We start from the raw sequence: 15,146 nt of genomic DNA, 5'->3' as shown, positions 1-15,146 counted from the left end.
ACGGTGTGACGAGACGACGCCATGCCTGAGCCGCTGGTCATCGTCGCGGGCGTCACGGGCGCCGGCAAGTCGACCATCGGCACCGCCCTCGCCGTGAAGCTGGGCGTGCCGTTCATCGACGCCGACGCACTGCACCCGCCCGCGAACATCTCCAAGATGGCATCGGGGCATCCGCTCACCGATGACGACCGACTGCCCTGGCTCGAGACGATCGGGCGCACGCTCGGCGAACACTCAGACACCGGGCTGGTCGTGGCGTGCTCGTCGTTGAAGCGAACGTACCGCGACCTCATCCGGTCGCTGGCTCCGCGCACGTTCTTCGTGGTGCTGACCGGGCCCCGCGAGCTGATCGCGGCGCGCCTCGCCGCCCGCACCGACCACTTCATGCCGCCCGCGCTGCTCGATTCGCAGCTGGCGGCGTTCGAACCGCTGACTCCGGATGAACGGGGCACCGACCTCGACATCGACATCGACATCAACACCATCGTCGACACCGGTGTGGCAGCCGTGACGGCCGACACGACGCACTGACCCGAGTCTCCGCCCCTCCCCACCCGGACGACTTCGCGCAAAGGGGGCAGCTCCCGCGGCTCAGGCCGCAGGGGCGACCAGGGCGTCGATGCGGGCCAGGTCGAGCGGGGTGAGCGGGGGCGCAGTGAGGGCGTGCACGTTCTGCTCGAGCTGCTGCACCGAGCTCGCCCCGATGATGGCCGACGTGACGGCGGGAGTGCGCAGCACCCACGAGAGGGCGAGCTGGGCGAGCGACTGCCCCCGGGCATCCGCCAGTTCGTTCAGGCTGCGCGCCATGGCGAGGTAGTCGTGCACCTTGTCGGGTTTCAGAAAGTGCCCGACGGCGGCGCGAGATGTGGGCGGGATCGTTCCGTCGAGGTAGCGGTCGGTGAGCAGCCCCTGCTCGAGCGGCGAGTACACGATCGCGCCGATGCCTGCCGTCGAGGTGGTGTCGAGCAGGCCCGACTGCTCGGGCCGCCGGTCGAGCATCGAGTAGCGGGGCTGATGGATGACCAGCGGCACGTTGTTCGACGCCAGCGCGGCCTGCGCTTCGAGCGTCTGCTCGGGCGAGTAGTTCGACACCCCCACGTAGAGCGCGCGCCCACTGTGCACGGCCGTCGCCAGCGCCCCCATTGTCTCGTCGATCGGCGTCAGCGGATCGAACCGGTGCGAGTAGAAGATGTCGACGTAGTCGAGGCCGAGCCGGCCGAGGCTGGCGTCGAGCGAGGCGAGCAGGTATTTGCGGGACCCGCCGTCGCCGTAGGGGCCCGGCCACATGTCGTAGCCCGCCTTCGACGACACGATGATCTCGTCGCGGTAGGGCTTCAGGTCTGCGGCGAAGATGCGGCCGAACGTGGTCTCGGCCGAGCCGTACGGCGGGCCGTAGTTGTTGGCCAGGTCGAAGTGGGTGACGCCGAGGTCGAAGGCGCGCCTGACGGTGGCCTGCTGCGTCTCGAAGGGTTTACTGAAACCGAAGTTGTGCCAGAGACCGAGCGAGAGGGCCGGCAGTTGCAGGCCGCTGCGACCTGCGCGGCGGTAGGGCATCGCGTCGTAGCGGCTGCTGTCGGCGAGGTAGGTCATGATGATCCGTTCGTGTCGTGAGACGATTGCAGTTGACGAGAGTGAAGTGGAAAACCGTGAGCTACACCCCAGCGCCCGACGAACCGACAGAGCCTGCCGATTCTGGCGACCCGGCCGGCGACCGCGCCGGCGACCGCAAGCCGAAACGCCCGTCGAACGGCCGCATCGCCATCTGGGTGGCCGTGGCGGCGGTCGGGCTGTACTTTCTGGGCAGCGGAATCTACGGCATCATCACCGGCGGCAACTGACCTCACCGGCGGCCACCGACCATCGCTGCCAGCAGACTCTGCGGGGTGGCCTCACGGGTCGACTGCTCGGAGGTAACTCGGCCTTCGGCCATCGTGTAGACCCGGGTCGTCATGGCGAGCAGTTCTTCGAGTTGCTCTGAGGCGAGCAGAACGCCGGTTCCGCTCGCGGCCAGCTGCACGATCAGGTCGCGGATCTCCTGCGCATCTTCGACGCCGGCGAGGCGAGTCGGATGATCGAGCATGACCACGCTCGGCCGCGACCCGGCCGGCAGGTCGAGCCACAGCCGCAGGGCATCCCGGTGCCGGTGCGTGCTCGCCGCACCGCCGCCCCGGCCAGCCCCACTGCCCCCGCCGTTCCCGCCGGCAGCTCCAGCGCCGCCGGCCGCGCCTGCCGCGCCACCCTCACCGCCGCCGACCAGGGCCGAGATGCCGCCGAGCCCGAACGCCGGTGCGGCCGTGCGGTACTGCCGGTTGCGGTCGATGAGGCCGAGTTTCGCCAGCCGCGCGAGCGCCGACGGTGTGACGCGCGACGGAATGCCCCCGATCAGCCCGAGGTCGTACTTGGTGTCGGCCTCGGTCGACAGGCTGAGCCCGGCGGCGATCGACTCCGCCGGCGACTTCGGCTGCACCAGCTGCCCGCGCAGGCGCAGCTCGCCCGACATCAGCGACCCGTACGACTTCCCGTAGAGGCTCAGCGCCAGCTCTGAGACGCCCGACCCGTCGAGACCGGCGAGGCCGACGATCTCGCCCTGGCGCACCGTGAGCGAGGCGTCGACGACCACGACCGACCCCGTGACCACCGGATGCAGCACCGTCCAGCCGCGCACGTCGAGCACGACCGGCCCGGGTTCGATCGCCTCGTGCCTGACCCGCCGCACGACCTCGATGTTCTGCGTCATGTACCCGATCAGCCGCGCCGCACCGCCGTCGAGACCGCCCCGGTCGTGCCCGTCGTGCGCGTCGTGCGCGCCGAGCCCGTCGTAGTCCCCGGTCCCGCCACCCGACCACGCGCCGCCGCCCCCGAGCGGCAGCGTCTCGACCGCGCTGCCCCGCGACAGCACCGTGACGCTCGAGGCCACCCGCCGCAGCATGTCGATGCGGTACGTGGCCACCACCACCGTGACGCCCGCCGCGCCGAGCCCCGAGATGCCGTCGGCTACGACCGACAGCTCCCGGGCATCCAACCCGCTGAACGGCTCGTCGATGAGCAGCACCGTGCGACCGGCCACCAGCGCGCGGGCGAACTCGACCACGCGGCGTTCGCCCGGCGACAGCTCGCTCGCGGGCCGGGCGACCTTGACGGTGGTCAGGCCGAGCGACGCGAGGAGCTTCTTCGTCGAGGCATAGAGGCGGTCGAAGTTGATGAAGCCGCCGATCGACGTCTCGTGCCCCAGGTACACGTTCTCGGCCACCGTCAGGTGCGGAACGATGTTCGGCTCGCCCCGGTCGACCGCGATGCCGGCAGCCTCGGCCTGCTCGTGACCGGCGAACCGGGCGACGACACCGTTCACCTCGAGCGTGCCGGCCCGAACGGGCAGGTACCCGCCGATGACTGCGAGCACCTCTGACGCACCTGACAGGTTCTCGCCGAGAACTCCGTGCACAGCCGCCGCCGGCACTTCGAACGACACAGAATGGATGCCCGTGCCCGCGCCCGACCGGGCCGAGACACCGCTCAGCTTCAGTCTCACGCGTGGCACGGGCATCCGTTCAGCCTAACCAGAACCGGTTACGGTGCGGGTGCAGATCGAGCGTGCCTACCGCCCACCCGACCGGCGCTTGTTGTACACGTCGAACGCCACCGCGAGCAGCAGAACGAGGCCCTTCACGGCCTGCTGCCACTCGATGCCGATGCCCATGATCGACATTCCGTTGTTCAGCACGCCGATGATGAGGCCACCGACGATCGCCCCGCCGATGGTGCCGACGCCGCCGGTCACCGCCGCGCCGCCGATGAAGGCCGCCGAGATGGCCTCGAGCTCGAAGCCGTCGCCGGCCTTCGGGCCGGCCAGGTTGAGGCGGGCGGTGAACACCAGGCCGGCGAGACCGGCGAGGAAGCCCATATTGACGAACAGCCAGAACGTCACCACGCGGGTCTTGATGCCCGACAGTTCGGCGGCGTGCAGGTTGCCGCCGATGGCGTAGATGTGCCGGCCGAACACCGAGCGGTTCATCACGATGCCGTAGATCAGAATGAGAACGGCCAGCACGATGAGGGTGACCGGGATGCCCTTGAAGGTGGCCAGCGCGTAGGCGAACAGCAGCACAGCGGCGGTCACCAGCACGAGCTTGGCGATGAACCAGCCGAGCGGCTCGACGTCTTGACCGTAGCTCTGCCGGCCCCGGCGGGTGCGGATCGACTGCACGACGAGCACGACGATCGCGATCACGGCGACGCCGATGGTCAGCGGGTCGACCTCGAGCTTGCCGAACACGTCGGTGATGAAGCCGTTGCCGAGGGCACGGTAGAAGTCGGGAAACGAACCGATGTTCTGGTTGCCGAGCACCACGAGGGTGAGCCCGCGGAAGATGAGCATGCCGGCCAGCGTCACGATGAACGCGGGTATGCCCACGTAGGCGATCCAGAAGCCCTGCCAGGCTCCGACCGCGGCGCCGATCAGCAGCGACAGCACGACGGCCAGCCACGCCGGCAGCCCCATGTTCACTGCGAACACGCCCGACACAGCCCCCACGAACGCCGCCACCGAGCCGACCGACAGGTCGATGTGGCCGGCCACGATGACCATGACCATACCGATGGCCAGAATCAGGATGTAGCCGTTCTGAACGATCAGGTTCGACACGTTCTGCGGCCGCAGCAGCACCCCGTTGGTGAGGATCTCGAAGACCACCACGACCAGAATCAGGGCGATGAAGATGCCGTTCTTACCCAGGTCGCTGAGCACGTGGCTGAGCGAGCGGGTGAACTTGTTGTCGACCGGGTTGACCCGGCCGCCGGCGGCGGTGTCGTCTGCCGGCTTCGTCTCGAGATCAGACATCAGATGCGTTCCTTCTCCATGGTCATGTATTTGATGAGCGTTTCGGGAGTGGCCTCGTCGATCGGCACTTCTCCGGTGATGCGGCCTTCGGCGATGGCGTAGATGCGGTCGCAGATGCCGATGAGTTCGGGCAGTTCGCTCGAGATCACGATCACGCCTTTGCCTTCGGCGGCGAGGCGGTTGATGATCGTGTAGATCTCGTACTTCGCACCGACGTCGATGCCGCGCGTCGGCTCATCGAGAATCAGCACGTCGGGGTCGGAGTAGATCCACTTGCTCAGCACGACCTTCTGCTGGTTGCCGCCGCTGAGCTTTCCGACCTTCGCGAGCACCGAGGGCGCCTTGATGTTCATCGATCTGCGATAGCCGTCGGCGACCTTGTACTCTTCGTTGTCGTCGACCAGCCCACCGTGCTCGAGCTTCTTGAGCGAGGCCATCGAGATGTTGCGCTTGATGTCTTCGATCAGGTTCAGCCCGTAGAACTTGCGGTCTTCGGTGGCGTAGGCCAGGCCGTTGTCGATGGCTTCCGACACGGTTCTGGTCTTGATCTCGACGCCGTTCTTGAACACCCGGCCCGAGATCTTGGTGCCGTACGAGCGGCCGAAGAGGCTCATCGCGAACTCGGTGCGGCCGGCGCCCATGAGACCCGCGATGCCCACGATCTCGCCGCGCTTGACGTTCAGGTTGACGTTGTCGACCATCACGCGGGTGGGGTCTTGCGGGTGGTACGCCGTCCAGTTCTCGACCCGCAGAATCTCGTCGCCGATGTGGGGGGTGTGGTCGGGGTAGCGGTGTTCGAGGTCGCGGCCCACCATGTCTTTGATGATGCGCTCTTCGGTGACGTCGAGTTTCGGAATCGTCTCGATGGCCTTGCCGTCGCGAATCACCGTGACCGTGTCAGAGATCTTCTTGATCTCGTTCAGCTTGTGGCTGATGATGATCGACGTGATGCCCTGGCCCTTCAGCGAGAGAATCAGGTCGAGCAGATGGTCACTGTCTTCGTCGTTCAGGGCGGCGGTCGGTTCATCCAGAATCAGCAGTTTCACCCGCTTCGACAGCGCCTTCGCGATCTCGACGAGCTGCTGCTTGCCCACGCCGATGTCGCGCACCTTCGTGGTGGGGTTCTCGCGCAGGCCGACCCGGGCGAGCAGCTTGGATGCCTCGATGTTGGTCTTGTTCCAGTCGATCAGGCCGAACGGGCCCTTGATCTCGTTGTTCAGAAAGATGTTCTCGGCGATCGACATGTAGGGGCTGAGCGCCAGCTCCTGATGGATGATGACGATGCCCTTGGCTTCGCTGTCTCGAATGTCGCGAAACTCCATCGTCTCGTTCTCGAAGACGATGTCGCCGTCGTAGGTGCCGAACGGGTAGACGCCGCTGAGCACCTTCATCAGCGTCGATTTGCCCGCGCCGTTCTCGCCGCAGATGGCGTGCACTTCACCGCGGGCAACGTCGAGGGTGACGGCCTGCAGCGCTTTGACGCCCGGGAAGGTCTTGGTGATGTTGCGCATTTCCAGGATATTGGTGGTCACAATATGTCTCCTCGGATGGGGTGTGGATGTGCGTGGGCGAGGTTGGGTGGGGGCTTCGATACGGCCCTACGGGCCTACTCGACCGGCGGGTGGCTGGTTGAGTAGGCCCGCGAAGCGAGCCGTATCGAAACCCGGGCGGCTGACTAGCCGTTCACCTGCGCCGCGGTGTAGTAGCCACCGTCGACCAGCACGCTCTGGATGTTGTCTTTCGTCACGACGACCGGCTGCAGCAGGTACGACGGAACGACCTTCTTGCCGTTGTCGTAGGTCTTGGTGTCGTTGACCTCGGGCGTGCCGCCGGTGAGCAGCGCGGTGGCCATCGAGACGGCGACCTTTGCCAGCTCGCGGGTGTCTTTGTAGACGGTCGAGTACTGCTCGCCCGCGTTGATCGCCTTCACCGAGTCGAGCTCGGCATCCTGGCCGGTGATGACCGGGATGTCGGCCGTCGTGTAGCCGGCCGAGGTGAGGGCCGAGATGATGCCTCGCGAGAGACCGTCGTAGGGCGACAAAACGCCGTTGACCTTCGAGCCGTCGGAGTACGTCGAGGTGAGGATGTTCTCCATGCGGGCCTGGGCAGTTGCCGGGTCCCAGCGCAGCGTGGCGACCGTGTTGAAGTCGGTCTGGCCGCTCTTGACGACGAGGGTGCCGTCGGCGATGTAGGGCTTCAGGGTGTCCATCGCGCCGTTGAAGAAGAACGTGGCGTTGTTGTCGTCGGGGCTGCCGGCGAACAGCTCGATGTTGAACGGACCCTTGGTGCCGGTGGGCTGGCCGTTCGCGTCGAGCACCTTCAGGCCGGTGAGCAGCGAGGTGGCCTGCTCGACGCCGACCTTGTAGTTGTCGAACGTGGCGTAGTAGTCGACATTCTCAGAGTCGCGGATGAGGCGGTCGTACGCGATGACGGGAATGTCGTTGTCTTTCGCGTTCTGCAGCGTGTTGGTCAGCGTCGTGCCGTCGATCGAGGCGACGATCAGGGCCTTCGCACCCTTGGTGATCATGTTCTCGAGCTGGCTGACCTGGGTGGGGATGTCGTCTTCGGCGTACTCGAGGTCGACGGTGTAGCCGGCCGCCTCGAGCTGCTTCTTGATGTTGTCGCCGTCGGCGATCCACCGCTCGGACGACTTCGTGGGCATGGCCACGCCGATCAGGCTGCCGTCTCCGGCGGCTGCCGCGCCGCCGGTCGAGGAGGTCGACGATGCGCCGCTCGAGCAGGCAGCGAGCGAGACGACCATGGCCCCGGCTGCGAGCAGCGAAAGTACTACTTTTTTCTTCACAGTGTTTCCTTTTCTGTTTCGTGAATGACTTCGTTGTCAGCGCAGTGCTGTGTGAAGGTGATTCGGTGGTGCTGTTTTCTTTTGTGATCACAGGCCGTGATGGTCTGTGTTCCCGCCTGGGCGGGAAGTTCTGTGTTCAGCGGGCGAAGAGCGCGTCGATCTCGCCCTGCGGTATGGCCCGCGGATCGCCGAGCTGGCGGCTGATGTGCACCGTGCGGGCGGAGTCTTCGGCGAGCACCGCAGACCTCACCGCGTCTCGGGCCGTGGCGCCGATGGTCATGACACCGTGGTTCTGCAGCAGAACGGCGGGCGATCGGTGGCCGGTCAGCGCCCCGACGACTCCCTCGCCGATGGCGCCGGCGCCGGCCACCGGGGTGACCGGGATGTCTCCGCCGAACTCGCCCGCCATCGACGCGGTCACGCACGGAATCGACTCGCCGCGGGCCGACCACGCCGTCGCGTAGGTGGAGTGGGTGTGCACCACCCCGCCGACGTGCGACATGTGCCGGTACACGTAGGCGTGTGCGGCGGTGTCGATCGACGGGGTGCGGTCACTGCCCGGCGTGTGCTCGATCTGCGCACCCTCGAGGTCGCACAGCACCATGTTCTCGGGGCTCAGGTCGCTGTAGCTCACGCCGCGCGGCTTGATGACGAAGAGGTCGGCCTTCGGTACGCGGGCCGAGATGTTGCCGCCCGTCCACACCGACAGGCCGTACCGCGTGAGTTCGTCGTGCAGGCGTGCGACGTCGGCCCGGGTGCGGGCGATCGCGACTTCGACTTCTGCGCCGTAGTTCATCGAGCAGCCCTGCCGAGACCGGCCGGCCCGTGGCCACCAACAGGCCGACCGGCGGTGGTGGAGTGCGTCGCGACGAGCGTCTCGCTCGTGTGGCTGCATGCACTCACGTCTCTCGACTCCTTCGTCAGGCCCGGCTCGATTCGGTGCGAGTCGCCCAGCGCTGCGGGCGTCGCGACCCGATGTCTCGGTTCATGTGAACGGTCACATCTGGGCTGCCCTTACGGTGCCACAGTTCGTGAGGGCATGTCAACCCAGCCTGATCACGTTTGGGTAACCGACCCCCGTGCACGCCCCCGGAGGTCAGAACGAGGGCGTCGCGGTGCTGGCACGCACGATGAGATCGGGCACCAGATCGGTCGGTGTCGACACCTGGTCGGCGATGTCGCCGAGCAGCAGGGCGATGGCCCGGCGCCCGAGTTCGGGAAAGTCCTGGCGCACCGTGGTGAGCGGCGGCCAGAAGTGGGCCGCTTCGGGAATGTCGTCGAAACCGACGATGCTGACGTCGCGCGGCACGTCGAGCCCGGCGTCGCGGATGGCGTGGATGAGCCCCAGCGCCATCTGGTCGTTCGACGAGAAGATGGCCGTGAAGTCGCGAACCCGCAGCAGCTCGCGACCGGCGTGGTAGCCGAAGTCGGCCGACCAGTCACCCAGGATTGGCGCGGTCACCGGCACATCGTTCGCCGACATCTCCGTGAGAAACCCGTGCATACGGGCCTCGGCCTCGATCCAGTCCTGCGGGCCGGCCAGGTGGTAGATGTTGCGGTGGCCGAGTTCGATCAGGTGCCTCGTAGCGAGCCGTGCGCCGGTGATCTGGTCGACCGAGAGCGCCCGGCCCGCGTCGCCCGTGCTCTGCAGCGACACGAACGGCAGCGAGATGTTCATGTCGTGCAGCGTGTCGAAGATGCGCACCTGCGGAGCGATCACGATGAGGCCCTCGACGGCCTGGTCGAGCAGGTGGTTCAGGCCGCGCTCGATGGTCGAGCGGTCTGTACCCTCGAGGTTCACGGTGTTCACGAAGTAGCCCTCGGCACGGGCCGCCTGCTCCAGCGCCTGGATGCTCGAGGCGGGCCCGTAGTGCGAGGCCGACGAGGCCAGAACGCCGATGGTGCGCGAGCGGCTCGTGACCAGCACGCGGGCTGCGCGGTTGGGGCGGTACTGCAGATCATCCATCACCCGCTGCACCCGGGCCCTGGTCTCGTCACGGATGCTCGGGTGGTTGTTCAGCACGCGTGACACGGTCTGGTGCGAGACCCCTGCGAGCCGCGCGACATCGCGGATGCTCGGGGCCCTGCCGGCGTGCGGATCAGCGGTCACGAGACTGATGTTACTGTCACATTCACCATCGGGCATGTGACAGTCGCGTGAGAATCGTCACATACGGCCCGGGCCGGGCGCGCCAGCACGGGGTGCCCGGCCCGGGCCGGCCTGTCGGTGCGGCACCCTACGAACGGTTGCCCGACCCCTCGGTCACCTCGCTGAACGGGCGCGGGATGATCGTGGCCCTGATCTTCGTCTGGGTGTGCCGCTCGACCGCCGGGTTGTCAGAACCGCCGTTCGGCTCGCCCCAGACCAGCTCGACTTCGTCGCCGAAGTGGTGCTCGTCTTCGTCGATCATGCCGAGCGAGATCCAGCCGCGCACGTTCGACGAGTAGTTGGGCAGCATCGAGATTCCGACGAGCCTGCCGTCTTTCTCGATGCGGTCCCAGCCCGAGGCCGTGTAGAAGGCGGCGGGCATCTCGATGTACTTGAAACGCTTGTCGCCCTCGTTGTACATGCTCGCGAACACACTCGCGACGTCGTCGCGATTCCACGTGATCCAGGCCTTCACCCGGTGCTTCTCGCCCGCTCGACGCTCGAGCGCCTCGCGGCCGACGAACTCGTGGTCGAACTTCGTGATGTGCGTGTAGCCGAGATCCCACGGTGTGACGTAATAGTCTTCGATGGTGTCGGAGACGAAACTGCCGCCGAGGGCGAGGTTCGCCTCGAACGACTTCGCCGGCAGCCACTCGCGAAACGGCTTCATCTCGTCGCTGCTGTAGATGGCGGGAACCGTGTTGGCGATCCAGCCCGACTCGCCCGCGACCGAGGCGTACGCGCGGCCGCCGATGCGGGTGATGCCGAACTCCTTGCCGGCCTCCATCAGCGTGGCGACGATGCCCTCGTAGTCAGCGTAGGGGCCGAAGAACTCGAGACCGGGAAAGCCCGACATGCGGTGGTTGAGCGCGGTGGTCTGGTACTCGCCGATCCGGAAGGTGCCCATGTGGAAGAACTTGATCTCGGGCAGCGGGCCGCCGTTGACCTTCTCGAAGATCTTCGTGGCGTTCGGGCCCTGCAGCTGCAGCCGGTAGAACTCGCGCGCTCCGTTCGGGTTCTGCACGCTGCGTTCGTCGCGGCTGAGTTCGACGTCGTAGTCGCCCGTCTCGGCGTTGAACTGCACCCAGTTCGACACCGGTGGTCGGCCGACGATGCGCACGTGGTTCTCGGCCAGGCAGAACAGAATAGCGTCGCCGATCATGTTGCCGTCGTGGCCCACCGCGATCAGCTGCTTCGCCTTCATCGGGCCGAACCCCCTGAAGCTGTTCGCTCCGAGGTCGGCGAGCAGCCGGTAGGTGTCGGGCCCCTTCACGGTCAGGTCGTTCATGTGCAGCGACAGGTCCATCAGGGCCGCAGACCTGCGCCACGACTCCTGCTCGTCTCGCCAGTTGGTGAACTCGGGCTTGACCGGAAACTGGTACGCCCCCGACCGGCCGCTCTGCAGCAGCTGCAGTGGGCCGCCGACTTTCTGAATCTCGTCTTCGAGACTTGCCATTGGGATTCCTCTCGGCATGAAGGCCCGCGACGATGCGGGATCGAGATCAATATATCAGACTTCTGTCAACATGTCAGCTACCGTAAACATTACAGCCGTCTGATCACCGTCCGAGGGAGACCGAGCGGTACTTCTCCCGCGCGTGGGCATCGTAGGGCGCGGGCCGAACCGTCGCCCTGATGCGGGTGTAGCCGAGGTGGGCGTCGCTCGCCGTACCGTGGCCGGGATGCTCACCCCAGACGAACTCGATGTCGGTGCCGGGCGTGGCGACCTCGTGGTCTCGTCCCGAGCCTTCTCGAGGGCATCCCGGCCCACGAAGTCGTGATTGAACGACAGCGACCTGCCGTACCCCAGCTCCTAGGGCGAGGTGTAGTAGTCGCGAACGTCGTCGGAGTAGAACGACCCGTACAACGGGTTCTGCCCCTCATACGAGAGGAGGCTGAGCGACTCGCGGTAGGGTCGCAGGCTCGGGTCGTCGTAGATCGCCGGGGGTGGGGGTGGGAATTCAGCCGCTCTCGATGCCGCTCGTGGCGTACGACATGCCTCCGAGGTGCACGACGCCGAGCGGCGCGCCCGCCGCCAGCAACGCCTCCGTGACGGCATCGTGGTCGGCATAGTCGCCGATGAACTCATACCCGGCCTGGCCGGCCATGCCGTGCCGGAGTGCGCGAACCGGATGCCCGTGGCGTGGGGATGGATATGGAATGTACTCAGCCACCTGATATGGTTACATATGACTGAGACCCTCCGGATCCGAAGGACATTCAATGGCGAACACCACTTCTCCCGCTCTGCTGCTCGAGGACTACTCGATCGAGATGACGGGCAAAGACATTCCCGGCCTGCAGGAGGCGGCCCCGTTTCTGCCGCCGGGCACCCGGGTGAACGTGACCTTCCTCGGCAACGAGAACCTCGAGCTGCGACTCGCTGCGGCGAAGGCGGTCAGAGACGGCGGTTTTGTGCCGGTTCCGCACATCTCGGCCCGGCGTATTGCCGACCAGGCGATGCTCGAGGAGTTCCTCGCCGCCCTGCAGGGGCAGGGCACCGTCGACAGCGTGTTTACGGTGGGCGGCGACCCGCACACGCCCGAGGGTCCGTACGCCGACTCGCTGCAGATCATCCAGACCGGCCTGCTGCAGAAGTACGGCGTGACCGAGGTCAACATCTCGGGTTACCCCGAGGGCCACCCCGACATCGCGGAGGATGTGCTGTGGGCAGCACTCACCGACAAGGCGGCCGCCCTCACGCAGCAGGGCCTCAGCGGCTCGATCATCACCCAGTTCTCGTTCGACGAAGATCCCGTGCTCGCGTGGATCGAGAAGGTGCGGGCCCGGGGCATCGATCTGCCGGTGCGCATCGGCGTTCCGGGACCGGCGGGAATCAAGCGCCTGGTGACCTTCGCCTCACGCTTCGGCGTCGCCTCGAGTGCGGGCATCGCGAAGAAGTACGGCTTCTCGATCACCAACCTGCTCGGCACGGCCGGCCCCGACCGATTCATCACCAACCTCGCAGCGAAGTACGACGAGACGCTGCACGGCGAACTGCACCTGCACTTCTACACGTTCGGCGGGCTCAAGGCCACCAGCGAGTGGATTCGCGACTTCAGCGAGAAGCAACGGCTCGGGCGCCGATGACCGCCAGAACACTCGACGGCACCGCCGCCGCGATCAAGAGCGAGCTCGCCGAGCGGGTGGCGCGCCTGCGCCGACGCGGTGTGGTGCCGGGCCTGGCCACGGTTCTGGTCGGCGACGACCCGGGATCGCAGTGGTACGTGGCGGGCAAGCACCGCGACTGCGCCGAGGTTGGCATCGCCTCATTGCGCCGCGACCTGCCCGGCGACACGACACAGGCCGAGCTCGAGGCGGTCATCGGTCAGTTGAACGCCGACCCCACCTGCACCGGCTACATCGTGCAGCTGCCGTTGCCGCTGCATCTCGACACCGACCGGGTGCTCGAACTGATCGACCCGGCGAAGGATGCCGACGGCCTGCACCCGACGAACCTCGGGAGGCTGGTGCTGAACGTGAGTGGCCCCCTCGATTCGCCGCTGCCGTGCACGCCGCGCGGTATCATCGAGCTCGTCGAACGCCACGGGCTGTCGTGGCAGGGCCTCGACGTCGTGGTTGTCGGCCGCGGCGTGACGGTCGGCAGGTCGATCGGCCTGCTGCTGACCCGCCGCGCCTGCAACGCCACCGTCACGCTGACGCACACCGGCACGCGCGACCTCAGCGAGCTGCTGCGCAGAGCCGACGTCATCGGCGACCCTCGCCGAATGAGCCTCAGGGGCCGGGGTGCGCTGCGCGTTCGGCGCGGCGGGCCACAACCCAGGCGACGATGGCGACTGAGGAGGCGATCGTCATGACCAGGCCGAGATTCTCGGCGGTCACACCGAGCAGACCGGTCAGGGGCGACCCGAGCACGCCGCCGAGAAACTGCGCCGAACCGGTGAGCGCCGACGCGACTCCGCTCGCCACCACCGTCAGCTGCCCCCAGCTGTGCGCGCTCGGCAGCACGAGCCCCGTGCCGCCGGCGAACACGATCGACGCCGCCCAGAGCACACCCTCGGGCCCCCGTACGGCTGCGGTCGCGAACAGCACGGCGCCACTCACGGCGCACGCGACGAGGCCGATGCCGAGCGGCAGCGACGGATGCCGGCGACGCACCAGCCGCCGGAAGACCAGATTGGCCGACAGCATCGCCGCCGCGTTCGTGCCGAACACCAGGGCGAACACGATGGGTGGATGCCCGAACTGCCGTTCGACGATGAACGACGCACTCGTGATGTACGCATAGAACCCGAACGCATGCGCCCCGAGCGCGATCGCCACCGCGGCCAGCTCCCGGTTTCGCAGACCCCCAGCCAGTGAGGAGGCGATCGTGCGGGCGCCGCCGCCGGTGCGCCGGTCGGCGGGCAGCGTCTCGGGCACCGTCAGCGCAAAGGCCAGCCCGACCGCGGCGCCGAAGGCCGCGAGCGCCACGAAGTCGGCCCGCCAGCCCCAGGCGATCGCGATCACCGCGCCGATGACGGGGGCGACGACCGGGGCGACGGCGTTCACCATCGAGAGGATTCCGACGCGGGAGGCGACCGCCCTGCGATCTGACGAGATGTCGCGCACGACGCTGCGCGCGACCACGATTCCGGCGGCGCCGCAGAGCCCGGCGAGGCCGCGCAGCGACAGCAGCATGACGGGCGTCACGGCGAGCGCGCTCAACAGCGAGGTGATGGTCCAGCCGAGGACCCCGAAGAAGATGACCGGTCGCCGGCCGGTGCGGTCGCTGAGCGGGCCCCACAGCAGCTGGCCGATTCCGACGCCCAGCAGGCAGGCCGTGATGCTCGACTGGGTCAGCCACTCGTCGCCTCCCAGGTCGCGCTGGATGAGGGGCAGCGACGGGGTGTAGATGTCGACCGACAGGGGCGCGGCCGCCGTGAGCAGGGCGAGAATGGCGAGCACCCACCCCGTCGACCCTTCGAGCCGCGTGGCCCGCGTCTCGCCCACCGGGCTCATGGCGCGATGGTTCCCTCGAGCACGGCGACGAGGTCGCACTGAACGAGCGAGCCACCGTCGAGCACCGCCGCCACGACCTGCCGCGCGGGTCTGCTCGCTGCGTCGGGAAACATTGCGAGCCACTCGCGGTTGAGCGCGTCGCGGTCGCGGTAGTCAGCCAGCCAGAAGGTCATCTTCACGATGTCGTCGGTCGACCCGCCCGCGGCGGCAAGCAGTTCGCGCACGTGTACGAAGACGTTGGCGCACTGCTCGTCGAGGGTCGGCGCCATCTGCCGTGTCTCGGGGTCACGGCCCGTCAGCACGCCCGAGAACACGAACGGCCCGATTCTCGACGCAGCCGGAATCGGGTTGGCGTGCCCGAATCCCGGCAGATCGATGCTGACGCGCCGCGGCAC

The 15,146-nt window shown here is 67.3% G+C and carries 15 protein-coding genes; 4 read left to right on the top strand and 11 right to left on the bottom strand.

Annotated elements, in window-relative coordinates; genetic code table 11:
• Nucleotides 1–21 precede the first annotated feature (21 nt).
• Nucleotides 22–531 (top strand): gluconokinase, encoded by a 510-nt coding sequence (locus V3W46_RS02040; RefSeq protein ID WP_331781417.1) that lies wholly within the window; start codon nt 22–24, stop codon nt 529–531.
• Nucleotides 532–591: 60 nt separating this feature from the next.
• Here V3W46_RS02040 and V3W46_RS02035 read toward each other — a convergent pair whose 3' ends face one another.
• Nucleotides 592–1,590 carry an aldo/keto reductase gene (locus V3W46_RS02035; RefSeq protein ID WP_331781416.1) on the bottom strand — a complete coding sequence of 333 codons (999 nt, stop codon included), beginning with the start codon at nt 1,588–1,590 and terminating at the stop codon, nt 592–594.
• Between the two features lie 56 nt (nt 1,591–1,646).
• Between V3W46_RS02035 and V3W46_RS02030 the strand changes: the two genes are divergently transcribed.
• Nucleotides 1,647–1,838: a hypothetical protein gene (locus tag V3W46_RS02030; RefSeq protein ID WP_331781415.1), complete on the top strand. Its 192-nt coding sequence runs from the start codon at nt 1,647–1,649 to the stop codon at nt 1,836–1,838.
• 2 nt (nt 1,839–1,840) lie between these two features.
• On the opposite strand, the gene V3W46_RS02025 is transcribed toward V3W46_RS02030, so the two are convergent.
• The 8 genes from V3W46_RS02025 to V3W46_RS01990 form a co-directional block, all read right to left on the bottom strand.
• On the bottom strand, nt 1,841–3,544 hold the full coding sequence (locus tag V3W46_RS02025) for an ATP-binding cassette domain-containing protein (RefSeq protein WP_331781414.1): 1,704 nt from the start codon (nt 3,542–3,544) through the stop codon (nt 1,841–1,843).
• A gap of 51 nt (nt 3,545–3,595) precedes the next feature.
• Complete coding sequence (mmsB, locus tag V3W46_RS02020) at nt 3,596–4,837, bottom strand: multiple monosaccharide ABC transporter permease (RefSeq protein ID WP_331781413.1); 1,242 nt, start codon at nt 4,835–4,837, stop codon at nt 3,596–3,598.
• On the bottom strand, nt 4,837–6,369 hold the full coding sequence (gene mmsA, locus V3W46_RS02015) for a multiple monosaccharide ABC transporter ATP-binding protein (protein ID WP_331781412.1): 1,533 nt from the start codon (nt 6,367–6,369) through the stop codon (nt 4,837–4,839). Before mmsA ends, mmsB begins: the two co-directional genes overlap by 1 nt.
• A gap of 143 nt (nt 6,370–6,512) precedes the next feature.
• Complete coding sequence (gene chvE / locus V3W46_RS02010; RefSeq protein ID WP_331781446.1) at nt 6,513–7,598, bottom strand: multiple monosaccharide ABC transporter substrate-binding protein; 1,086 nt, start codon at nt 7,596–7,598, stop codon at nt 6,513–6,515.
• 178 nt (nt 7,599–7,776) lie between these two features.
• Entirely contained in the window at nt 7,777–8,436 is a 660-nt protein-coding gene (locus V3W46_RS02005; RefSeq protein ID WP_331781411.1) for an L-ribulose-5-phosphate 4-epimerase, read from the bottom strand.
• Nucleotides 8,437–8,736: 300 nt separating this feature from the next.
• Entirely contained in the window at nt 8,737–9,786 is a 1,050-nt protein-coding gene (locus tag V3W46_RS02000; protein ID WP_331781410.1) for a LacI family DNA-binding transcriptional regulator, read from the bottom strand.
• A gap of 91 nt (nt 9,787–9,877) precedes the next feature.
• Nucleotides 9,878–11,245 carry an aminomethyl transferase family protein gene (locus V3W46_RS01995; RefSeq protein ID WP_331781409.1) on the bottom strand — a complete coding sequence of 456 codons (1,368 nt, stop codon included), beginning with the start codon at nt 11,243–11,245 and terminating at the stop codon, nt 9,878–9,880.
• Between the two features lie 505 nt (nt 11,246–11,750).
• A complete protein-coding gene (locus V3W46_RS01990) occupies nt 11,751–11,963 on the bottom strand; it encodes a hypothetical protein (RefSeq protein ID WP_331781408.1) in 213 nt (70 codons plus the stop codon).
• 49 nt (nt 11,964–12,012) lie between these two features.
• Here V3W46_RS01990 and V3W46_RS01985 point away from each other — a divergent pair, with 49 nt between their 5' ends.
• On the top strand, nt 12,013–12,879 hold the full coding sequence (locus tag V3W46_RS01985; protein ID WP_331781407.1) for a methylenetetrahydrofolate reductase: 867 nt from the start codon (nt 12,013–12,015) through the stop codon (nt 12,877–12,879).
• Nucleotides 12,876–13,607 carry a tetrahydrofolate dehydrogenase/cyclohydrolase catalytic domain-containing protein gene (locus V3W46_RS01980; RefSeq protein ID WP_331781406.1) on the top strand — a complete coding sequence of 244 codons (732 nt, stop codon included), beginning with the start codon at nt 12,876–12,878 and terminating at the stop codon, nt 13,605–13,607. Before V3W46_RS01985 ends, V3W46_RS01980 begins: the two co-directional genes overlap by 4 nt.
• Here V3W46_RS01980 and V3W46_RS01975 read toward each other — a convergent pair.
• Nucleotides 13,525–14,751, bottom strand: a complete 1,227-nt coding sequence (locus tag V3W46_RS01975) for a Bcr/CflA family efflux MFS transporter (protein WP_331781405.1) — start codon at nt 14,749–14,751, stop codon at nt 13,525–13,527. The genes V3W46_RS01980 and V3W46_RS01975 overlap by 83 nt on opposite strands.
• On the bottom strand, nt 14,748–15,146 hold the full coding sequence (locus tag V3W46_RS01970; RefSeq protein ID WP_331781404.1) for a RidA family protein: 399 nt from the start codon (nt 15,144–15,146) through the stop codon (nt 14,748–14,750). Before V3W46_RS01970 ends, V3W46_RS01975 begins: the two co-directional genes overlap by 4 nt.

Origin of the sequence: Subtercola sp. YIM 133946, assembly GCF_036553535.1 — a bacterium.
GTDB lineage: Bacteria > Actinomycetota > Actinomycetes > Actinomycetales > Microbacteriaceae > Subtercola.
Note: the sequence above shows the minus strand (reverse complement) of the source record. Positions and strands in the feature narration are given on the sequence as shown.